We start from the raw sequence: 22406 nt of genomic DNA on the forward strand, positions 1-22406 counted from the left end.
GGCGATCAATCCGGATAGACCGGCTATGGAGCGCAGTTCAAACAAAACCGGGGGTTGGGGATGAGAAATGATGTTCTTACAGCCATATGAAGTTTATTTCAAAAAAAGACCCTCCGGTAAAGGAAACAGAAACATTTCGTCTTATGCCGGAGAGACTGAGAACTCTATTAAAACAGGTTTACCTAATCATCAAAAAGATATGCAGTTCAGTTAAAATAAACATGTGTAGGACTGAATCATGCATAATGCTTCCTATTAATCAGTTTCCCGCCATACATCTGCACCGAGCAGGCGCAGATTAGTCACCAGATGATCATAACCGCGGTCGATATATTCGACCCCCGTTACTTCAGTCACACCTTCACTGACGGTGAGACCTGCAATCACCAGCGCTGCTCCAGCGCGAAGATCGGATGCTTTTACTTTAGCCGCGTTTAATGCACTGCCTTCAATAATCGCTGACCGTCCTTCTACTCGAATCTTTGCACCCATCCGCACTAACTCAGGCACATGCTTGAATCGATTACTGTATACAAAGTCGCTCAGGACGCTCACACCAGTTGCCTGTGTCAAAACACTGGTCATTGGTGACTGTAGATCCGTTGGGAAACCAGGATATACAAGTGCCTTCACGTCCACATGGTTATAGCTTGGTTTACCAATGACACGTATACTTTCATCCAATTCCTCAATGCCAACACCCATTTCTAGCAGCTTTGCCGTTAAAGCTTCCAGATGTTTGGGAATCACATTGTCAATCAGAACATCTCCGCGCGTCGCCGCTGCAGCGATCATATACGTACCTGCTTGGATACGGTCCGGAATAATGGAATGACGGCAGCCTTTAAGCTCCGAGACCCCTTCAATACGGATCGTTTCGGTACCTGCACCCTTGATGCTGGCACCCATGGAATTCAGAAGTGTTGCTACATCTATAATCTCAGGCTCTTTAGCCGCGTTTTCGATAATTGTAGAGCCTTTGGCACGAGTAGCCGCCAGCATGATATTAATGGTTGCGCCGACACTGCTTACATCAAGATAGATTTTTGCTCCGCGCAGCTCTTTGGCATGCAAATGAATGGAGCCGTGTTCGTTTGTTACGGTTGCGCCAAGCGCTTCAAACCCTTTGATATGTTGATCAATTGGACGAGGCTCAAAATTACAGCCCCCTGGTAAACCTATGGTCGCTTCTTTGAAACGCCCTAGCAATGCACCCATCATATAATACGAAGCACGAAGCTTCTTCACGGGACCATTCGGCATAGGAATGGATTTGATGTCAGAAGGGTCAATCTTCATCTGACTGCCTTCCCAAGTCACGTGTGCTCCGAGTTCCTCCAAAATTTCTGCATAAACCGCCACGTCACTCAAAAGCGGCAGGTTGTCCAACACGACTTCTGACTCGGCAAGCAATGCTGCAGGAATAAGCGCAATGGCGCTGTTCTTGGCGCCGCTTATAGTTACAGTTCCCTGTAACGGACGTCCGCCACTAATCATCAATTTTTCCATAAAGCTTAATGTCCCCCTACGTGTTTTGCAGCCGATGAACGGCAATACGTGCTGTTGGCTTCCGATGTAGAAATAAGGTGTGAAAATGGAAAGACACCGGCTAGGCGGTGTTTTTCCATTTCACAGTATGGAACTGGTAAAGATAAATTACGCTTTGTTGTTAGAACCAAACTCGCGGATTTTACCTTTAACGGTTTCTTTAATTGCTTCACGGCCTGGTACGATGAATGTACGTGGATCGTAAGCGTCTGGTTTAGCTGCAAGCACTTCACGAACCACTCTTGCAAAAGCAATTTGGTTCTCTGTGTTTACGTTGATTTTGGACGTACCCAGGGAAATGGCTTTGTCGATGTCGTGTTTAGGAATACCTGTACCACCGTGCAATACGAGTGGAACTTGTACCGCGTCACGAACTTCTTCCATTTCTTTGAAGCCCAGGTTAGGCTCGCCATGGTAAGGACCGTGTACGGAACCAAGAGCTGGTGCCAATGTATCGATGCCTGTTTCTTTAACGATACGGATACACTCGTTCAGGTCAGCGTACATGATACCGCCGATAACGTCGTCTTCTTGTCCGCCTACAGTACCTACTTCAGCTTCTACAGAAACGCCTTTAGCGTGTGCATATTCAACAACTTTTTTAGTCATTTCGATGTTCTCATCGATAGAGTGGTGGGAACCGTCGATCATTACGGATGTGAATCCAGCGTCGATCGCTTCTTTACACTTGTCGAAGCTTGAACCGTGGTCCAGGTGAATTGCAACTGGAACAGTGATTTTCATGTCGTGAATGAGTCCTTCTACCATTTTAACTACAGTGTAGAAGCCACCAATGTGACGTGCTGCGCCTTCGGATACACCCAAGATTACTGGGGATTTCTCTTCTTCAGCAGCACCAAGAATCGCTTGAGTCCACTCAAGGTTATTGATGTTGTATTGACCAACTGCATATTTTCCTTCAAGTGCTTTGTTCAACATGTCTGTCATAGATACTAATGGCATGGTTTCAATCCTCCTAGGGGTTTGGGTTGTGTCTATGGTTTTTAGCCGAAATCACATACGGGCTTATTATACCACATCCCATGTCAAATACTAAACAAGCATTTGCAAAAATGCTGTGCTTTGCAGCACAGTTTTCATAGACACCGCTTTATAACTTCCCCATTTCCAATATTCCCCGGATAAAGGAGTGAAATACCTCATTTTCCCACCAAGTACCTTCTATGTTCTCCACACGCAAAAAAATCCTGTATCAACAGGATTCAGCTGCATTTATTGGCGGTACCGTTGCGAAGTTGCATATTCACAGCCACTCGCATCTCGTCGATATCAAACGGTTTCGTAAAGTGCATGAGCGCTCCGAGATCCGTGGCTTCCTTAATCATGTCCAGTTCACCATAAGCGGTCATCATGATCACCTTGATACCCGGATCAATTTCTTTAATATGCTTCAGGATTTCCAGACCGTCCATCCCAGGAATCTTCATATCGAGCAATACCAGGTCAGGCTTGTCATTATTCACAATCTCCAGAGCAACCTTGCCGTTGGGTGCTTGAAACGTGTTATACCCCTCACTGCTGAACACTTCCATTAACAGGATTCGAATACCATTCTGGTCATCAACAATCAAAACTTTTTTATCTTCCACTCTGTAACCTCCTAGAATTAGGAAAGCATGCACACCTTCGAATCTGGATAACTATCCCATAGTCGTCATGATAAGTATTCTACCTCTTCCATTAAAATCCTGCTACCTTCACAAAATGACAAAAAAGCATTCCCACCTGCTCTTTACGCAAAAAAAGGGATGTTCAGGCAGCCGCTATGGTTGCCAGGAACATCCCTAATATCTATTACGTTAACACAAAAAAATTTATTACTTCTGCGCATTCACCAGAGAAGCTTTTACAAAATCACGGAACAATGGTTGCGGACGGTTCGGACGGGAAGTGAATTCCGGATGGAATTGTACCGCCAGGAACCATGGGTGTCCTGGAAGTTCCACGATCTCAACCAGACGTCCATCCGGGGATGTACCCGAGATAACCAGTCCTGCTTTTTCGATCGTTTCACGGTATTCATTGTTGAACTCATACCGGTGACGGTGTCTCTCATACACCAGCTCGTCATCATAACAAGCCATCGCCAAAGAACCTTCCTGAAGCTTACAAGGATACAGACCCAGACGCATCGTGCCACCCAGATTCTCAATATCTTTTTGCTCAGGCAACAGGTCGATCACAGGGAATTCCGTAGCCGGATTAATCTCGGAACTGTTCGCACCATTCAAACCAACAATGGAACGTGCATACTCAATAACGGAAACCTGCATACCCAGGCAAATACCGAAGAACGGAATTTGTTTCTCACGAGCATAACGGATTGCCGATACTTTACCTTCAATACCACGATCTCCGAATCCACCAGGAACAAGGATACCCCCAATACCATGTAACAGGTCGCCTACATTCTCATCCGTAATATCTTCAGAAGGAACCCAGCGGATTTTCACATCAGCATTGGATGCAAATCCTGCATGAGACAACGACTCAACAACACTCAGGTATGCATCATGCAACGCTACATATTTACCAACAATAGCGATCTCAACTGTATGCTCCAACTTGTTGATCCGGTCAACCAGCCCTTCCCACTCGCTCATATCCGGTGCAGGAGTAGTCAGTTTCAGGTGATTTACCACGATCTCATCCAAGCCTTCTTCACGCAGGTTCAAAGGTACTTGATACAAGGTGTCTGCATCACGACATTCAACCACGGCATTCTCATCAATGTCGCAGAAAAGAGCGATCTTGGCTTTCATGTCTTTAGACAATTCATACTCCGTACGGCATACAATCACATTCGGTTGAATACCGATGCTGCGTAATTCCTTAACACTATGTTGCGTTGGTTTTGTTTTCACTTCACCAGCTGCTTTGATATAAGGAATAAGTGTTACGTGGATGTACATCACATTGTCGCGACCTACATCACTCTTGATTTGACGGATAGCTTCCAGGAAAGGCAAACTCTCAATGTCGCCCACTGTTCCACCAATTTCCGTAATAACCACATCCGAACCCGCTTCACGTCCAGCGCGGAATACACGCTCTTTGATCTCGTTCGTAATGTGTGGAATAACTTGTACCGTTCCGCCCAGATATTCCCCGCGCCGCTCTTTGCTGATGACGGAAGAGTATACTTTACCAGTCGTGACGTTGCTGTTTTTGGAGAGATTGATGTCAATAAAACGTTCATAGTGGCCAAGGTCCAGATCTGTTTCCGCGCCATCATCCGTTACAAAAACCTCGCCGTGCTGATAAGGACTCATTGTTCCCGGGTCGATGTTAATATATGGATCAAATTTCTGGATCGTTACCTTAAGCCCTCTGTTTTTCAGCAATCTGCCCAGAGAAGCAGCCGTAATCCCTTTGCCCAGGGAGGACACAACTCCGCCCGTCACGAAAATATACTTTGTCACTGTTATTACCCTCCTAATATAAGTACAGAAATTCAGGTGATATATGGTGTTATCGTAACCTGTTTCCCAGGTAATCATCGTTAAAAAGAGCAATGGCAGAAATTCCCTGCATCTGCGAACTGCTCTTTCTGCGAAGTCGGTTTAAATACACGTTGTTCTACAGCAAAAAATGGTGCAAATATTCCGATGGCCTTCATTCCATTTGGTGTTTTTGATATACAAAAACGGGCCACGAAATGTTGGCCGGGAGCATACGGAAAAAAATAATTTTGCAAAATTATGCCTCTAAAAATACAAAAAAAAGTACTCCCGCAGGACGGGGCACCTTCTATAAAAAACATAAATATATTGTCGCTCATTCATAAGCCCATGCAATAGTTTACCCGTTACCCCGTCTGCTGTCAAGGCTGACTATTCCGGGGAAACGGGTAAATTATAGACGTCAAAAATGACTACCGATTATCAGAATCGTCGTCAAATTCATCCTCGTTTTCGGACTCTTCTTCGTCTTCTTCGAGGTCTTCATCTTCCAGATCGTCATCTTCAACCAGCACTTCTTCTTCGCTGTCTTCTTCGTCAAAGATGTCGTCTTCTTCTTCCTCTTCTTCGTCTTCTTCTTCGTCTTTATCCGTGCTGTCGAAGCCTTCATCGCTGCTATAGCTGTCTTCTTCTTCACCGAAGTCTTCATCTTCCAGATCATCGTCTTCATCGTTGATGATACGCGGACGCTTCGCACCCGTCATGGAATCTTCTGTTCCAGCTACCGGATACCAGCGCTTTAAGCCCCACAGACTTGTACCGACGCAAGCAAAACGGCCATCGATATTAATCTCGGTATATAGCTGGGCGATAAACTCGTTGATTTCTTCATCAGTCATTCCGCGCTGCTTCGCTACCTCATTCATTAAGTCACGATAGTAATACGGCGTATTAGCCGCTTTCAGCACCATAAAGGCAAGGTCCACCAAAGGGATCTCTTTTACCTTTTCTTTATCAATTTTCAAATTGAGCGAGGTACTCACTGCAGACACTTCCTCTCACACAAAATTCACTTTTTAACCCCTACGAACTGGACTGTTACGTATAACATATCCATTAACAAACCTAAGTAAAACCTATTTAGCGTTAAAAAGCAAGTTTTTATGTACGGATGTGACGCAAATGCGGAGAGCAGCAACAATATGTCCACATATTAAACGTGAAGTGACATCAAACCCACAGGAATATCCTCTTTTGCCAAAGAGACAACTCCATAATAAAAAAGACGGAGTCCCCTCCGCCTTCTGACTGTATACCCTTGGAGGATTACTCCTCACCAGGTTCCCCGCAAGAGCCCTCTAGCTCTCCATCCATCATATGTCCCTGCGCCCGTTTTGACACGAAGAGAATGTGTTTTTGTAAAAAAAGGGCAAGTTCCCCATGCGGCGGGATGAGCGCATTCATAGAATACCTCAGCATGTTCATCCCGAAGGGGGCTGCCCATTATGGACTATACTGGTTTATTGCATCAATTGATTGACGGAATGCGACGCCCTGAACCAGAACAGGGAGGGCGATATTTGATCCGATTTGCCAAACCGCAGCAGTACGAGGCCTGTCTCGTAGAATTGTCCCGAATGCGGAATGAATTCACCGACCTTGGGGCTGTCCGTTCCTCGCGACTAGCTCGTTCCATTATCGCTCCAGTCCAACGCCCGGAGGACCTATACCGCTATGGGGATGAAATTACGATTGAAGAAGACGTTCCCATCTCCCTTCATGCCAACGCACTCCACAGCAAACCAAGCAATGCTCAAGGCATACCCTGGGGAGTGAAGCAGATTCGGGCGCCCAAAGTATGGTCTGTGTCTACCGGACACCGGATTAAAATCGGTGTGATTGATACAGGTGCTGATTATCACCATCCTGATCTTCGTTATTCTCTGGCACGTGGAATCAACCTGTTAAACCGCAGCCTGCTTCCTCATGATGATAACGGACACGGCACCCACATTGCAGGGACTATCGCGGCTGCCAACAGTACCGCAGGCATGATTGGTGTAGCTCCACGCTCCCTGATCTATCCGGTGAAAGCATTTGACCACAACGGATCGGCTTATGTATCCGACATTGTACTTGGCATCGACTGGTGTGTACGCAACAAGGTCGATATCATCAATATGAGCTTTGGCATGAAAACACGTAGCAAGGCGCTTCTTGACGTTGTCAACCGTGCGTACCATGCCGGAATCGTTATTGTTGCTTCGTCAGGAAATGACGGCAAACGCCGCAGTATTGATTACCCTGCACGGTATCCCCAGACCATATCTGTTGGGGCAACCGACAAAAACAGACGTATTGCGTCCTTCAGCAATCGTGGCGCATATGTGGATGTCTATGCACCCGGTGATAAAATTGTCTCCTCCTGGGTACAAGGAAAGCATCACGAGATGAGCGGCACATCCATGGCGACGTCCCATGTGAGTGGCGCTATAGCCTTGTTACTCTCCAAACATCCGGGGTTATCCCCTAGTGAAATCAAGACACTCGTCAAACGTGCTACGATCCCTTTGCGCGCTCGCAAGACTACCACAGCAAAGAGCAAGGTGCGTGGTGGTGAGATTGATGCCCTGAAGCTAATGCAGGAGGGCGGGGAGTGAGCCAGCTCTGTCAGGCGTCAGCAGAACTTGATTGAGGCTTCGTGGCGAAACGCAGTAGCCCGGCCCAGGCAGTACGCACGAAGGAGTATTACGTACGTAGCGGCTGAAACTCTAGGTTACGCCCACTGTGATGTCAGAGCAGGCTAGTATGCCTTGGATGGGTCAGGCATTTCGTTTTCTTCAACTCCGGGTACACAACAAAAAAAGTCTCCATGTACCACGTTGAAGGCACTCAACGTGGACATGGAGACTTTTTGCCTTAGGCAGAGCGGCGGATAGGCCGCGAGCCTGGAATTTACATTTTGTCAGGAGCGGTTACGCCTACCAGACGAAGCGCTGTTGCGATAACGGTACGTACAGCACCGATCAGTGCCAGACGTGCTTGAGTTTGCTGCGTGTCTTCCGTAATGACACGTTCTGCACGGTAGTAGCTGTGGAACAGGGATGCCAACTCGTATACATAACGGATGATACGATGAGGCGCATATCCTGTTGCTGCTGCCGAGATTTCCTCAGGCAGCTCTCCCATTTTGCGGAGAAGGTCATACTCGTGCTCTGTTGTCAGCTTGGACAGGTCAATCTGTGCCAGTGGCAGCAGTTCAATACCTTGTTCTTCAGCCTGACGGTATACGCTGCATACACGTGCATGCGCGTATTGTACGTAGAATACCGGATTCTCATTGGATGTAGAGATCGCAAGGTCCATGTCAAAGTCCAGATGGGAGTCCATGCTGCGCATTGTGAAGAAATAACGGATCGCATCAATGCCGACTTCATCCATCAGGTCTTCCATCGTTACAGCTTTACCTGTACGCTTGGACATCTTCACTTTTTCACCGTTCTGGAACAAGCTCACCATCTGTGCAATCAAGACCACCAGTTTCTCAGGGTCATTACCCAGTGCTTGCATCGCGGCTTTCATCCGTGGAATATATCCATGGTGATCGGCACCCCAGATGTTGATCATCGTATCGTATCCACGAGCATATTTGTCGCGGTGATAAGCAATATCTGGCGTCAGGTAAGTATACGTGCCATCGTTCTTAATCAATACACGTTCTTTGTCGTCACCGTACTGCATCGTTTTTAACCAAGTTGCTCCATCTTGCTCATAGATCTCATTGCGGTCACGCAATTCATCAAGCACTCGCAGCACTTCTCCGTTGTCATACAGGGAAGTTTCGCTGAACCAGATGTCAAAGTTAACACGGAAGCGATTCAAGTCACGTTTGATCTTGTCCAGTTCCTTCTCCAGACCAAAGTCACGGAAATAAGCCGCACGGTCACCCGGATGCATGGACAGCAATTCGTCACCCTTTTCAGCAACAAGCTGCTTGGCGAATCCTTTGATATCTTCACCGTGATAACCGTCTTCAGGCATCTCAGCATCCTGACCCAGCTCTTGCAGATAACGAGCTTCAATGGAACGAGCCAGATTAAACACCTGATTACCTGCATCATTAATGTAGTATTCACGGGTTACATCATATCCTGCGTAGTCAAGGATGTTACATAGCGCATCACCTACAGCCGCTCCACGGGCATGACCCAGATGCAAACTGCCTGTCGGGTTGGCACTGACAAACTCCATCTCGACTTTGCGTCCTTCTCCGATGTTAATTCTTCCGTAATCTTCACCCTGCTCCTGCACAAGCGCAAGTACTGGATAAAGGTAACTCTTGTCCAATTTGAAGTTAATGAATCCTGGGCCCGCAATCTCAGCCTTCTCGATTCCGGCTTCAGCCAGATTCAGATTGGCAATGATCTCTTCAGCAATCTGACGCGGATTACGCTTGGCAATCTTGGTCAGCTGCATGGCAGCATTGGTCGCCAAGTCCCCGTGTGTTTTCTCACGTGGCACTTCCAATGTGATGGCTGGCAATTCGTCCTGCGTAACAATTCCGGCCGTCACAATGGCGTTGCCGATGGCCGTACTTACCCGTTCGTTAATCGTATCTAGTGGATTACGTGTCATGAAATTGGTTCCTCCTGTATATGCAAACTAATCGTGAAATGTCCAGATTCTTCATCAAAGCGGTAAAAGTCGTAGCTCCACGCTGCGCGTGCGCTCAATCCCTGAATGGAAAGTTCCAGCTTCTGTGTATGCGTGGACAGGGCAAACGACATGTATGGTGATCGGTAGAAACCAGGAAGCTTCCGATTCAATTCAAAAGTCTGCTCCGATTCCACCTCACCATGACGTATAATCTTGATGGATTGTCCGCCCAGCTTCAATGTTGTACGGGTTTTACCTCCCTCAGGTCCAACCTGTGGTTCTTCATAACGAACATAAAGAACAGACCCTTTTAACACGGCTTCACCCTGCATTTCCTGCAGCACATCTTCACCTTCATAACGGCTGTGCAGCCGGATGTGTACCGGTCGCATGTTCGACATGAATGTTAACCTCCATTATATTCGAGGCGACGCAAAATCAGGCACGGCTGGTGAGAACAGCCCTTCCCGTATTGTTGTGTCGCTATACGCGCTCATATTCCCGGATAGCTCGCTATCCTACACTCTACTGTATAACTATATCCAGTTCCCTCGCTCAATTCAAATCCAAATTCAGAGTTTTTTCCTCATCAAGCCAAAAAGAAGAGCCGCACCTGTAAAGTGCAACTCCCTTTTGCTTCATTATAATAAGATTCGTTCCTCCGATCAGGCCCATTGCGATTCATAAGGAAAAGGACATGTCGACTCACTCAGCTTCGCTCGCACCTGTACGAGACAACCACAATGCCGACAAGTTGTGCCATATTGCAATCCCGGACAAGCAGAGCAGATGGATAGCCGACGTTCATATTCCTCATCCTGTACCGTCGGACGCGAACGTGAGGCAATCTCCACAAGTCTGGCCATTTTGGCATCGCTAATCTTCACATCGTACTGATCATTACAGCCTTTGCAAGGTTCCTGCCTTTTCATGCATTAACCCTCGACAGCGAGCACCCCAACCGATGCTGGTGGAAGGACAAAACGCAGTGTGTTATTCTCCAGTGTGATTCCATCCCACGCCACAGGGTGAACATGATTCGGCTGTTCAAAGGTATTAAATGCACCAAAATCAGTATGGTGCAGAATCTGCCCGGTTACTTTAGCCGCTTGAGCTGCGTCCAGCTGACACACAACTTCCAACTCATCCGTGTGACTCAGATTACAAGCTGTCACATGAATGACCCCATCCTTGTTGCGGGAAGCTGATAAGCTGAGCTGCGGAATGGTCTCTTCTCCGAATGTGTATCCTGGGCTTTCATAATTCAAATCCAGTCGCTGTGCATCCATATGAACCTGATACATATCAAATACATGGTACGTAGGGGTCAGGAGCATTTTGTCCCCTTCCGTGAGCACAAGCGATTGAAGCACATTGACGATCTGCGCAAGATTTGCCATGTGTACCCGTTTATTATGTTGGTTGAAAATATTCAGGTTAACACCTGCAAGCACAGCGTCCCGCATCGTATTCTGTTGATACAGGAACCCTGGATTGGTTCCCGGCTCAACGTTATACCACGTGCCCCATTCATCCACAATAATGCCGACTCTGCCCTCTGGATCATATTTGTCCATAATCTCGGAGTGCTTCACCAGTAATTCATCCATATGGAGCGTCTTTTTCAAGGTAGTGAACCATTCAGCCTCACCAAATCCTGTAGCTGCGCCTTTATCATTCCACTCTCCTGTAGGGATGGTGTAATAATGAAGACTGATTCCATCCATAAAGCGAGCAGCTTCCCGCATCAGGACTTCCATCCATTCATAGTTACCTTCGTTGGGTCCACAAGCGATTTTATAAATCTCGTTTCCGGAATAGTTACGTACATATGTAGCATACCGGCGATATTCATCCGCATAATATTCAGGACGCATATTGCCGCCGCATCCCCAGTTCTCATTTCCCACGCCAAAATACTTCATTTTCCACGGTTCTTCCCTACCGTTACTCTTACGCCAGTTCGCCATCGGCGATTCGCCATCAAACGTGATGTACTCCACCCATTCCTGCATCTCCTGCACTGTACCGCTACCCAGATTGCCACTAATATATGGCTCCGTGCCGAGCAACTCACATAATCTCAAGAATTCATGTGTACCAAAGTGATTGTTCTCTTCCACACCGCCCCAGTGTGTATTGATCATACGAGCACGCTCACTCTTCGGACCTACACCATCTTTCCAGTGATATTCATCGGCAAAACAACCGCCTGGCCAGCGAAGTACTGGAATATTAAGCTTCTGCAAGGCCGTCAATACATCATTTCGAATCCCATCCGTATTCGGAATAGGTGAATCTTCTCCTACCCACAGCCCCTCATAAATACAACGTCCCAAGTGTTCGGAAAAGTGACCATATATATTGCGATTTATTAATCCTTTATCAGAATCCGCCTTTAAAATAACATCAACCATGATTTCAACCTCCATATAATGTATTGTTATCGCTTACAATAACTCGTTTTAGAGTAGGTTTCAACCGTTTTTATTTCTACACAAACAAGCCTCTTCCTGTGTAATTGATTAGGAAGAGGCTTGTTTGTTATAGAAATTCATACAGAGACTTACCAAATTGATTTTTATACATTTCTAATTTGGATTTGCCCGTTTATTATTTCAGAATAACAGGCTACTTAATCCTGCTCTGAAGGCAACAACATTTTTTGTGTCCACGTCGTTCCACCATCTGTAGTCTGATAGATCGCAGGAGAGTTATCACTTGTGACTACGAGCCAACCCGTCTTGGCCGATGGGAACGAGATACGGGAACTGTATCCCGGATCTTTCAGGTCAATATTTTTCCACGTGGAACCTGTATCATAAGAACGTCCAATACCCACTTTGCCAGCTGCGGGTGAACCTGCAGACAGATACGCCGTCTGATTACCAATCAACGCCATGTTGCCGGGATGACCACCCGGGTTGGCTGGTCCGTTTCCTTTGCCCGTACTGTTTGTACCCGGTGCAGGACCTCCCCCTGCTGTGGATTGTGCAAATACTTGGGTCCAGTTCTTGCCTTGATTACCACTCGCATAGAGGGAGTACGATTGTTGGGACATGCCTACATCACCATACAAAAGGGCCCATACTTGCTGGCCATGTGCATACAGATCCCCTCCGCTCCATGTGTCTGAGACAACTCGAAGAGAGGTTGTCCAGTTCTTGCCGCCATCACTCGTTTGCTTCAGATGATATCCCGATCCAGGTACAACCACGACGGCATACCCTTGTTTCTCTGTTGCAAAGGCAGCTGCACGCGTGTTGGCAGGTGTATTCATTTTACTCCAGGTTACCCCGCCATCCTTCGTCTGATATGCACCATTATAGGTGTAACCATAACCTACATCTTTATTGCGAAAATCAATTCGCTTGAATTGAATGCCCGGCGTATCGAGCCGCGTCCAGTGCGATCCCCCATCATGGGTACGGATCAGATAAGTTGCAGGTGAATTCTTCACTCGCGCCAGCGCATAACCGTTCACATTATTCGGAAAATCAAGCTGTGTGAATTGCCACTGCCCGGTATATATGGACTGCCACGTACATCCTGCATTCGAGGTACCGATCAGGAAGCCCTCACCCCCAGCTCGTCCAGTCGTATCATTAAGAAAATCAATGTCAGTAAATTGCAGGTGTTGCTCTTCCACACCACTACCTTTTTTCAGTGTAGCAGATAGTCCATGATCTCCCTTTCCACATGCCTGTGAGGATGCAGCGTTAGCACCTGATAGCGTATGTACCGGACCCATCCCCCAAGCCAGCGTTAACGATAATGCGAGTGCACCAATCCGTTTCCATGTCATTGTACTCTTGGTTGTCATCGTAACACCTCCTTCTATGGTTTTACCCAAATTTGATGGTTCTAACGTAACAAACTGATTAACCCCGATGACAATTTCGCAAGAAAAAAACCACCTTTACCCATGATTGGATCATGTAGGCAAGGGTGGTTCATCACCAAACATTGTGTACTCTAAATTAAATGGGAAATGTCCTGATAGCAAGGATAACAAAACTGATACTTAATAAAAGGCATAAACTAAAATATATTTTGTTGTATTTATATTCCCGAATACTATATGCAGCAAAAAGCATAGCCAGATCAGCCAACATCAACGTAAAGTTGAGAAATATCGTCACTGCTAATACAAAATTGATGACAAACACTATAAAAACTGCAGTCAGCCACTTGGGATACATACTCAATTGAGTCCGAATCACACGCATTCACATCCACCTTTCCCTTCCTCTATTTCCATATTATACACAAATATTAAGATAGAGTCATACCAAGGCACAATATCTGCGTAAGAGGAGAGTCCATACTAATACATGAAATAAATGGTAGAGTCAAGGGAACATACGTGCTATAATTAATGTTATGGACTTTTGAATATCGGTGGATGTTTTCCAGACCACGGCGCAGCTTCCCGAAAGGGGGTGACGTCGATGGTCAAACTTGTGGCGTTGCTTGATGTAATTCGATGGATTGCTGCGATCCTCAGTATTGTACTGAGTGGGCGAAAGCTTTACCGTTGGTTACGCAAAAAGTTTCGTAGCAAGCGAAAACCCACCTCATAAGGTCGGAAGCCTGACGGTGGGTTTCGCTTGAATAGCATTATTTAGTTCATGCGCGCCGTGGCAATCCACAGCCTTCGGGTCCTAAGAGTCTTTACCGTTGGTAGCGGTAAAGGCTCTTTTTAGTATATGACCGAACCCGATCACCATATACTTCACGAATGTAATATATCAATTAGTATACTACTGAATACTTATGTAGTCAGTATAGCACAGCTCTGTACAAAAGTTAACAATACAAAACGCCCTCCCCTGCGCAAATTTGAACCCGCGCAGACAGAGAGCGTCATACTTATCGATTATTCTGTGATTATTTCACGAATCCAAGAAGCATTTCACGGATCAGCTTCGCAGCTACAATCTGTGTCTGTTGTGTTGGATCATAGATTGGTGCAACTTCAACCAAGTCACAACCAACTACATTTACATCAGATCCTGCGATCATATGAATGGCTTCCAGCAGTTCCTTGGACGTAATGCCGCCCGCTTCTGCTGTACCTGTTCCTGGCGCTGCTGACGGATCAAGCACATCGATGTCGATGGTCACATACACCGGACGGTTGCCCATCTTCGGAAGAGCTTCCTTCATCGGAGCTGCCACTTCAAATGGATAGAAGTTGATGTTCTCGCGACCGTACTGGAACTCCTCACGAGAGCCAGAACGGATACCGAACTGATAGATGTTTTTGCCACCCATCAACTCAGCTGCTTTACGCACTGGTGTGGAGTGTGACAATGGCTCGCCTTCATAGTTTTCACGAAGGTCAGCGTGTGCATCAATATGAATCAGAATAAGATCCGGGTATTTCTTGTACATCTGTTGGATGACTGGCCAAGTAACCAGATGCTCGCCACCGAGACCAACTGGGAATTTGTCGTCAGCGAGCAGACTGCCGATGTATTCATGAATTACTTCAAGGCTGCGTCCCGCGTTACCGAAAGGCAAGAGCAGGTCTCCAGCGTCAAAGTATGTCATGTCTACAATGCTTTTGTCGAGATATGGGCTGTACTCTTCAAGTCCAACCGATGCTTGACGGATATGAGATGGGCCGAAACGGGAACCCGGACGGAAGCTGACGGTGTAGTCCATCGGCATGCCATAGATAACCGCTTTGGAGTTCTCATAATCCTCAGAGCTGCAAATAAATACGTTTCCTGAATAAGCTTGATCCAGTTTCATTAATGATTTCCCCTTTTATTTCGTTAAATCTTCCACGAATTTAGGAAGTACAAATGCTGCTTTGTGCAGACGCGGAGAGTAATACTTGGTATCCATCTCCGGGATTTGAGTCTCATCCACTTCGAGCGGGTCATGTTTCTTGCTACCCATGGTGAATGTCCACAAACCACTTGGATAGGTTGGAATATTACAGCCGTACACATGTACGATCGGGAAGATTTCTTTGACGTCTTTGTTCACCTTCTGGATCAGATCCGCCTTGAACCAAGGGTTGTCCGTTTGGGCAACGAAGATTCCGTCTTCTTTGAGTGCTTCGTAGATGCCTTGGTAGAAACCACGCTCAAACAATGGAGCAGCCGGGCCTACAGGCTCCGTGGAGTCTACGATAATCACATCGTATTCATTTTTATGTTCAATAATATGCATGTAGCCGTCGTTTACAAGCACTTCAACATTAGGCTCGTCCAACTTGCCGGCAATTTCAGGCAAATATTTTTTAGAGTATTCAATGACTTTACCGTCGATTTCGACGAGAACTGCTTTTTCTACAGCAGCATGCTTGATGACTTCACGAATGACTCCGCCATCGCCGCCACCGACAACCAGAACTTTTTTCGGATTTGGGTGTGTGTTCAGCGCAGGATGTGCCGCCATTTCGTGATATACGAATTCGTCTTTTACAGTCGTCATCACCATGCCATCAAGAAGCAACATGTTACCGAATTCTTCGGTCTCTACCATGGCCAAATCTTGAAAATCCGTTTTCTCTGTAACATAGGTCTGCTTAATCTTCGCGGTGATCCCGAATACCGGGGTCTGTTTCTCCGTAAACCACAATTCCATAATCTCTACCTTCTTTCCGTAAAGTTAATGATCAGCCATACCCGACCAAGCGCTGTGCACTATAATCGGTTCGCCCAAGCACGTCCAGCGTTCGGCGCCATATCGCGTTATCATTGCTGGCCTGCGGGAAAGGTCCGCGGTTCACTTCATTATATAGATAGTATCTTGTGCCGAATCTTACCTTTTCATTACCCTTTTGCATTATACGCGATTGACGTTTATACTGCAAAACGGTTTTTAAGGCGAAAATGCTACATTTTGTTTGCTTATGCACCCGATTGAATATCCCTGCCAATCAAGTCCCATACTGGAAGAAAAGAGAGGAGCCCGTTCCATGACCAAGCCAAATCAAAAGACCCGCAAACGCGGGTTCCGTGTACGTAAATTGTTTAAAAACCTGTCTCTGCTCGCCGTGCTCGCCATACTTGCTACCGCTGCAGGATTGGTCTATCTATACGCAACCAGCCTTCCCCTAGCAGACTCTGATCGGAATTCCAGATTACTGGACAGTCAGGGTGAAGTCATCGCTACCTTCTCCGCAGGTGGCAAAGACTCTGTACCCGTTCAACTGGAGGATATCGCTCCAAATCTGGTCAATGCCACTCTGGCTGTAGAGGACCGCAAATTCTATAATCACTACGGGTTCGACGTGCAAGGGATGGGACGGGCTGTGCTCGTTAACCTCGAACATATGCAGATGTCGCAAGGTGCAAGTACATTGACTCAACAGCTGGCGCGTAACCTGTATCTATCTCATGAGAAAACATGGACTCGCAAAGCCAAGGAAGCCATGTACACGGCGCAATTGGAGATGAAATACAGCAAGGATGAAATTTTGCAGATGTATCTGAACGAAATCTATTATGGGCATGGTGCGTACGGAATTGAAGCGGCTTCACGAATGTATTTTGGCAAATCAGCCAAACAGCTGGATCTCGCAGAGAGTGCCATGCTGGCAGGAATCCCGAAAGGACCTACCTACTATTCACCCTATAACCATATGAAGAATGCCAAAGACCGACAAAAGATTGTGCTGAATGCCATGGCTGATATCGGCAAGATCACCCAGGCCGAAGCGGATAAGGCCTATGAGAAAATGCTTTCGTTCAAACCGGAAAGTGAGCGTAAAACGGTGGAAAGCGCCCCGTATTTCCGTGACTATATCCGGAATCTGGCCATCAAAGAGTTGGGAATCAGTGAAGCGATGCTGGACCATGGGGGATTGAACATCTACACCACCCTGGATCTGCGTGTACAAAAAGCAGCGGAAGACGCCATAGCGAAGGGTATGGATGCCAAAAGTGAGCTGGAGACGGCCCTCGTGTCCATCGACCCTCGTACGGGCTACATCAAAGCCATGGTAGGCGGCAAGAATTACCGTACCAATCAGATTAACCATGTTCTAGCGACAACGCGCCAGCCAGGTTCGGCGTTTAAACCGATTATGTATCTGGCAGCCCTGGAATCCAAGCAGCTCACCAGTGCATCAATATTTAACAGTGAACCTACCCTTTTTCACTATGACAATGACCGCAAAACCTATAAACCCGGCAACTTTGGAGACAAGTATCTGGGTGAGATTGATCTAAGACAGGCGATCGCCGCTTCAGACAATATTTATGCGGTGAACACCATTATGCAGATCGGTCCTGAGGAGGTTGTGAGTATGGCAAAAAACCTTGGTATTACAAGCAACCTGAGCGCCGTACCTTCTCTTGCACTGGGAACGTCACCTGTCAGCCCGCTGGAGATGGCATCGGCCTTTTCCGTCATTGCTGCTGGTGGACAACGGACGCCACCTGTAGCCATTCTACAAGTGACAGATGCCGCAGGACGTGTGCTCTATGAATCGCCTCAGACGAAGGCTGAGACCGTTGTGGAACCTGCGGCAGCTTATGTCCTAACTCGTTTAATGGAAAGTGTCTTCGAAAATGGAGGAACGGGCAACCGGGTGTCTAAGGCGATCAAACGTCCGGTAGCGGGAAAAACGGGAACAACCAACACGGATGCCTGGCTCGTTGGATTCACACCGGAGCTCTCCACCGCGGTATGGGTTGGTTACGATCAAGGCAAATCCATCTCGACTTCGGATGGCCGCCGGGCAGCTCCGATCTTTGCCCAGTTCACAGAACAGGCCCTTGCGAGCGTACCACCCAAAATCTTCACCGTGCCTGATCATGTCGTAAGTGTATATATTGATCCGGAATCCGGCAAGCTGGCAGGCAACGGTTGTGAAGAGAAACGATTGGAAGTTTTTATTGATGGTACTGAACCGACAGAGGTATGCCATGGCACGACGGATGATTCGGATTCTGGAGAAGATGAGAAGACTCGTCAGGTACAGAATCAACAAGGCATACAGGAAGAGAAACATTCTTGGTGGGGAGATTTCAAACGTTGGTGGGTAGAATGACGTAAATGAGCGATGACTTAATTGCGTCACCTATAACATCTGGTTATATTGAACAATTGGAAACTCACTTTGGATGAAAACTCATAATTATTCAGATCGATGAATACGACTAAGGCACAAGCAAAAGACCCCCAACCGAACTTTCCGGTCAAGGGGCCTTTTGCTTTTTTTCTTTTAGACTGTGTTGAAAGATCTGCCTTAGGCGAGTGCTTCCTTCAATACATCTGGAGAAGCATTCCACCAGTCTTCGTTGTGTGAGATCAACAGTGTCTTAAGTGCAGCTCGAGCTTCAGGTCCAAGCTCATCCAACATGAAGCGACGCTTCAAGGCATAATCCATGCGATTCACATGTTCGGCCAGCAGTTTCCATCCACGTCTTGCTTCCGTATCAATCCACATCTCACATGCCGTTGCTCCACCATACAGTTGTCCTTCCTCCGTGCGATCGACAGCTACCCACACCAGCCATACCTGGCGTCCGTTGGGCACATCCTCACGATTGGTAGAGAACTTGATATTGCGTTCCACTTTGCTCTTCGCATGCATCGCACCGATATCGATTTTGGCTTCGCCATTATCAATAATGACCGGGGAAAGGTTATTCAGCTCAATGGAGCCTGCACCGAAGCCTTTATGCTTGCTTTTTGCACTAACGATATTCAAGGCAATCTGTTTTTTGCCGTTTTGCTCATTTTGGTCCATGTTTATAACCTCCAAGGGTTGATACAAATATTTTAACTAATAATTGCCCCATTGCAAACATATACATGCTGTAGATGCTTGTCAACGGGAGGTATTTAACGATGATTCCACGACGCGCCAAGAGCTGGCTCACTGCATCCCTGGCCCTGTGTGTACTTGCCGGAGGGATATGGATCACTCTGGGTTATAATCGCTCAACTCATTCCGAATTGCCAGTACTCGCCCCCGAATCGGGCAAGCCTAAGGCAATAGCCCCAACGCCAGCACCTCCAGAAAGTGTACAGACCCCTACTGCCGAAGTGTACAGCAACCGTGTTGTGGAATATCACATGGATGTAAAACTGGTCGAAGGGAATGTACTGGAAGGGACTCAGACGATTACCTGGACACATCCAGGTAAAAAAACCGTCAGCGAGCTTTACTTTCATATGTATCCCAACGCCTTCTCTTCTGCTGACACCACCTTTATGAAGGAATCCGGTGGAAAGCTTCGGGGTGATGTCATGCCTACCAATGGCTACGGCTCTATGAACATTACCGAAATGAAAACGGAGGACGGGCTCTCTCTGCTACACCGGATGCAGTATGTGCAACCAGATGACGGAAATATCAAGGACACCACCCTCATTAAAGTACGCTTGCCCAAACCCGTCAAAGGCGGGGAAAGCATCACGCTCCACACCCGATTTGAAGTGAATCTGCCGAAGATTTTTGCCCGGATGGGAACTGCTGATCATTTTGTCATGGCAGGTCAATGGTTTCCCAAATTAAGTGCCTATGAACCTGTGGGCAGACGTGGACGAACAACGGAAGGCTGGAATCTGCACCAGTACCATGGCAATTCAGAGTTTTACGCTGACTTCGGTATATATAGTGTGCGTATTCGGGTGCCTGAAACATACAAAGTAGCTGCTACTGGATTTCCGACGCAGCAAGCCGTGGTGAAGAATGGAGAAAAGGTCTATCAATTTTACGCCGATGATGTGCATGACTTCGCATGGGCAGCTTCACCGGATTTTGTCTACGCCGAGGAACCCTTCTCTGCACCCAATGTGCCTGGTGTACGAATCAAGTTATATCTGGACCCTGCTCATCAGGATCTGAAAGAACGTTACTTCTACGCCGCGAAGGCCGCTCTAGCCAATTATAGCAAATGGTTTGGCCCATATCCTTACGCTACCTTATCCATCGTAGTTCCACCCAAAGCGGGGAACGGCGCTGGAGGTATGGAATACCCTACGCTAGTTACGGCCTTTGGAGCCGATGATACTACTCCGGGTTATGACCTGGAACGTACCGTAGTCCACGAGATTGGACACCAGTACTTCTACGGCATGGTTGCCAGCAACGAATTCGAGGAAGCCTGGCTGGATGAGGGATTCACCTCTTATGCAGAAGACAAACTGATGGAGCAGGAATACGGATTGATTCCGAATCTGCCGGTACAATCGGGACTGATTACGTCTCCTTCATCCTTAACACAAGAATCCTGGAAGTTCGATTCACAGAATGAGTATGCAGCCAATGTCTATACACGTGGCAAACTTGTATTGCTTGGTATCGAACATCAAGTCGGCGCAAAAAAGATGGAACGCATTCTCTCTACCTATGTGAAGAAGTACCGCTTCAAACATCCCACTTCGGCTGATTTTCAAAACGTTGTGGAACAAGTGACCCGTACTTCCTGGTCTGATTATTTTGATCAATACGTCTATAGTAACGGGATGGCTGACTTTGCTGTAGAGAAGATTCGTGTTACGCCCGTACAGAAAGACGGTCAAACATTGTACGAGTCATCCGTGACGATCGCAAAAAAAGGTAGTGATTACAGCGCCGTTCCTGTTCGCATTGCTTTTGAAGACGGGCATATCCTCACCAAGCAATGGAATGGCAAAGAAGATCGCATCACGTATAAATTAACTCACACATCCCCCGTATCCTGGGCCATGACCGATCCCCTGTACTCGATCGTGTTGGAGAACCGCCATATGAACAATTTCCTGAAATCCGGACTGGATGAGCAGACGAAGTCCCGCTGGAGCATGAGTGTAACCAAACTAATAGAAGCCATATTCGGAGGTCTGTCATGGTGAGGTGGAAACGGTGAAAGCGAAAATACGTGAAGGCTGGTTTCTCGTCCGTCAGCATATGTTCATTGCCGCACTCTTATTTCTCTATCAACTCATTTGGGGATATTTCTTCTATCGAATGGTACAATCGGCCGTCATCCCACTGCTCCTTCGCTATCCAGATGCTGATGCCGGTGAGCTGAGTACACTTTTGTTCAAAATGGAAAGTCAACTTAACCTGTCTACCCATCCGGAGGTTCATCGTTATCTATGGATTCTCGGGGGCATGCTGCTGGTTCGCATGTTGATCAGCCCCCTCATTCAGGCAGGACTGCTCTACTCACTTCAGCACTTTAATTCTACAGAAGAGCGTATCCCCTTTGTCCGCGGAATCAAAAATCTGTGGAAACCGATGCTGCTGCTCCACACCATACGTACATTATTGATACTTCTGCCCGCCTACTGGCTCATACCGAAGCTCTACTCGATTCTCATGGACGGATTTCATTCCCTTCAATTACTTTTGCCTGGCATACCTTATGTTGCTGCCTGGATTGTATATGGTTGGATCATCCACCATGTCATACTCTATATGCAGTTCGGTGTTTCGGCACCAGAAGGAGAAGGCGGGGCTCACGGTACCCTCAAAGCACTCTGGATTGCACTGCGTCATATCATCGCTGTAATCGGCATTGCATTACTGCTGGGCGGAGTACACCTGCTCGTCTTTGGGGCGTTCACTACAGCCTCATGGTTATTAACGGGACTGACCGGACTTATACTACAACAGACGTATCCACTTGCCAGATGTCTATTGAGTCTGTGGAAAATATGCAGCCATTTCCGATTATGGCAGTCCAAAATATCCAAAGGTGAGAGCAGATAGTTTAAAAATTGTTACCATCACATGTTAAACTCATGGCCTAATATGTACTTATAAATAGGCAAACCTCAACCTTTCCCCGTCAAAGGTCGAGGTTTTTTTTGCTAATT

General features: G+C 47.0%; 18 protein-coding genes. 5 read left to right on the forward strand and 13 right to left on the reverse strand.

Annotated elements, in window-relative coordinates:
* Positions 1-255 precede the first annotated feature (255 nt).
* The 5 genes from MHB71_RS24560 to rpoE form a co-directional block, all read right to left on the reverse strand.
* The gene (locus tag MHB71_RS24560; protein ID WP_036607261.1) at positions 256-1509 is read right to left on the reverse strand and encodes a UDP-N-acetylglucosamine 1-carboxyvinyltransferase; all 1254 of its coding nucleotides are present in this window, start codon (positions 1507-1509) and stop codon (positions 256-258) included.
* Between the two features lie 147 nt (positions 1510-1656).
* Complete coding sequence (gene fba / locus MHB71_RS24565; RefSeq protein ID WP_036607263.1) at positions 1657-2511, reverse strand: class II fructose-1,6-bisphosphate aldolase; 855 nt, start codon at positions 2509-2511, stop codon at positions 1657-1659.
* Positions 2512-2771: 260 nt separating this feature from the next.
* A complete protein-coding gene (locus MHB71_RS24570; protein WP_017691292.1) occupies positions 2772-3158 on the reverse strand; it encodes a response regulator in 387 nt (128 codons plus the stop codon).
* 228 nt (positions 3159-3386) lie between these two features.
* Positions 3387-4991, reverse strand: a complete 1605-nt coding sequence (locus MHB71_RS24575; protein WP_036607266.1) for a CTP synthase — start codon at positions 4989-4991, stop codon at positions 3387-3389.
* 452 nt (positions 4992-5443) lie between these two features.
* The gene (gene rpoE, locus MHB71_RS24580) at positions 5444-6013 is read right to left on the reverse strand and encodes a DNA-directed RNA polymerase subunit delta (protein WP_047841137.1); all 570 of its coding nucleotides are present in this window, start codon (positions 6011-6013) and stop codon (positions 5444-5446) included.
* Positions 6014-6475: 462 nt separating this feature from the next.
* Between rpoE and MHB71_RS24585 the strand changes: the two genes are divergently transcribed.
* Positions 6476-7630, forward strand: a complete 1155-nt coding sequence (locus tag MHB71_RS24585) for a S8 family peptidase (protein ID WP_036667694.1) — start codon at positions 6476-6478, stop codon at positions 7628-7630.
* Positions 7631-7925: 295 nt separating this feature from the next.
* On the opposite strand, the gene argS is transcribed toward MHB71_RS24585, so the two are convergent.
* The 5 genes from argS to MHB71_RS24610 all read right to left on the reverse strand — a co-directional run bounded on the left by argS (position 7926) and on the right by MHB71_RS24610 (position 13449).
* Positions 7926-9605 (reverse strand): arginine--tRNA ligase, encoded by a 1680-nt coding sequence (argS, locus tag MHB71_RS24590; RefSeq protein WP_047841138.1) that lies wholly within the window; start codon positions 9603-9605, stop codon positions 7926-7928.
* Positions 9602-10027, reverse strand: a complete 426-nt coding sequence (locus MHB71_RS24595) for a DUF1934 domain-containing protein (protein ID WP_340027938.1) — start codon at positions 10025-10027, stop codon at positions 9602-9604. Before MHB71_RS24595 ends, argS begins: the two co-directional genes overlap by 4 nt.
* Positions 10028-10291: 264 nt before the next feature.
* A complete protein-coding gene (locus MHB71_RS24600) occupies positions 10292-10558 on the reverse strand; it encodes a DUF6171 family protein (protein WP_036667692.1) in 267 nt (88 codons plus the stop codon).
* 3 nt (positions 10559-10561) lie between these two features.
* Positions 10562-12043 (reverse strand): alpha-N-arabinofuranosidase, encoded by a 1482-nt coding sequence (locus MHB71_RS24605; protein ID WP_339196370.1) that lies wholly within the window; start codon positions 12041-12043, stop codon positions 10562-10564.
* 218 nt (positions 12044-12261) lie between these two features.
* Positions 12262-13449, reverse strand: a complete 1188-nt coding sequence (locus tag MHB71_RS24610) for a hypothetical protein (protein WP_340027939.1) — start codon at positions 13447-13449, stop codon at positions 12262-12264.
* Between the two features lie 628 nt (positions 13450-14077).
* Here MHB71_RS24610 and MHB71_RS24615 point away from each other — a divergent pair.
* Positions 14078-14209, forward strand: a complete 132-nt coding sequence (locus tag MHB71_RS24615) for a hypothetical protein (protein ID WP_017691304.1) — start codon at positions 14078-14080, stop codon at positions 14207-14209.
* Positions 14210-14516: 307 nt separating this feature from the next.
* Here MHB71_RS24615 and speB read toward each other — a convergent pair whose 3' ends face one another.
* Positions 14517-15386, reverse strand: a complete 870-nt coding sequence (gene speB / locus MHB71_RS24620) for an agmatinase (RefSeq protein ID WP_036607280.1) — start codon at positions 15384-15386, stop codon at positions 14517-14519.
* Positions 15387-15401: 15 nt separating this feature from the next.
* A complete protein-coding gene (speE, locus tag MHB71_RS24625; protein WP_017691306.1) occupies positions 15402-16229 on the reverse strand; it encodes a polyamine aminopropyltransferase in 828 nt (275 codons plus the stop codon).
* 334 nt (positions 16230-16563) lie between these two features.
* Between speE and MHB71_RS24630 the strand changes: the two genes are divergently transcribed.
* Complete coding sequence (locus MHB71_RS24630) at positions 16564-18642, forward strand: PBP1A family penicillin-binding protein (RefSeq protein ID WP_340027940.1); 2079 nt, start codon at positions 16564-16566, stop codon at positions 18640-18642.
* 198 nt (positions 18643-18840) lie between these two features.
* Here the strand turns inward: MHB71_RS24630 and MHB71_RS24635 are convergent, their stop codons facing one another.
* Complete coding sequence (locus MHB71_RS24635) at positions 18841-19344, reverse strand: YwhD family protein (protein ID WP_017691308.1); 504 nt, start codon at positions 19342-19344, stop codon at positions 18841-18843.
* Positions 19345-19445: 101 nt separating this feature from the next.
* Here MHB71_RS24635 and MHB71_RS24640 point away from each other — a divergent pair, with 101 nt between their 5' ends.
* Complete coding sequence (locus tag MHB71_RS24640; RefSeq protein WP_340027941.1) at positions 19446-21437, forward strand: M1 family metallopeptidase; 1992 nt, start codon at positions 19446-19448, stop codon at positions 21435-21437.
* 10 nt (positions 21438-21447) lie between these two features.
* A complete protein-coding gene (locus MHB71_RS24645) occupies positions 21448-22299 on the forward strand; it encodes a hypothetical protein (RefSeq protein WP_076329959.1) in 852 nt (283 codons plus the stop codon).
* Positions 22300-22406 lie beyond the last annotated feature (107 nt).

Source organism: Paenibacillus sp. FSL H7-0940, assembly GCF_037979415.1.
GTDB classification, from domain to species: Bacteria; Bacillota; Bacilli; order Paenibacillales; family Paenibacillaceae; genus Paenibacillus; species Paenibacillus amylolyticus.

Coding starts and splice junctions, on each gene's coding strand:
- MHB71_RS24610 (WP_340027939.1), bottom strand. CDS start 13,449: ATGACAACCAAGAGTACAATGACATGGAAACGGATTGGTGCACTCGCA.
- MHB71_RS24600 (WP_036667692.1), bottom strand. CDS start 10,558: ATGAAAAGGCAGGAACCTTGCAAAGGCTGTAATGATCAGTACGATGTG.
- MHB71_RS24630 (WP_340027940.1), top strand. CDS start 16,564: ATGACCAAGCCAAATCAAAAGACCCGCAAACGCGGGTTCCGTGTACGT.
- MHB71_RS24585 (WP_036667694.1), top strand. CDS start 6,476: ATGGACTATACTGGTTTATTGCATCAATTGATTGACGGAATGCGACGC.
- MHB71_RS24595 (WP_340027938.1), bottom strand. CDS start 10,027: ATGTCGAACATGCGACCGGTACACATCCGGCTGCACAGCCGTTATGAA.
- MHB71_RS24560 (WP_036607261.1), bottom strand. CDS start 1,509: ATGGAAAAATTGATGATTAGTGGCGGACGTCCGTTACAGGGAACTGTA.
- speB (WP_036607280.1), bottom strand. CDS start 15,386: ATGAAACTGGATCAAGCTTATTCAGGAAACGTATTTATTTGCAGCTCT.
- argS (WP_047841138.1), bottom strand. CDS start 9,605: ATGACACGTAATCCACTAGATACGATTAACGAACGGGTAAGTACGGCC.
- fba (WP_036607263.1), bottom strand. CDS start 2,511: ATGCCATTAGTATCTATGACAGACATGTTGAACAAAGCACTTGAAGGA.
- MHB71_RS24605 (WP_339196370.1), bottom strand. CDS start 12,043: ATGGTTGATGTTATTTTAAAGGCGGATTCTGATAAAGGATTAATAAAT.
- speE (WP_017691306.1), bottom strand. CDS start 16,229: ATGGAATTGTGGTTTACGGAGAAACAGACCCCGGTATTCGGGATCACC.
- MHB71_RS24640 (WP_340027941.1), top strand. CDS start 19,446: ATGATTCCACGACGCGCCAAGAGCTGGCTCACTGCATCCCTGGCCCTG.
- MHB71_RS24635 (WP_017691308.1), bottom strand. CDS start 19,344: ATGGACCAAAATGAGCAAAACGGCAAAAAACAGATTGCCTTGAATATC.
- MHB71_RS24615 (WP_017691304.1), top strand. CDS start 14,078: ATGGTCAAACTTGTGGCGTTGCTTGATGTAATTCGATGGATTGCTGCG.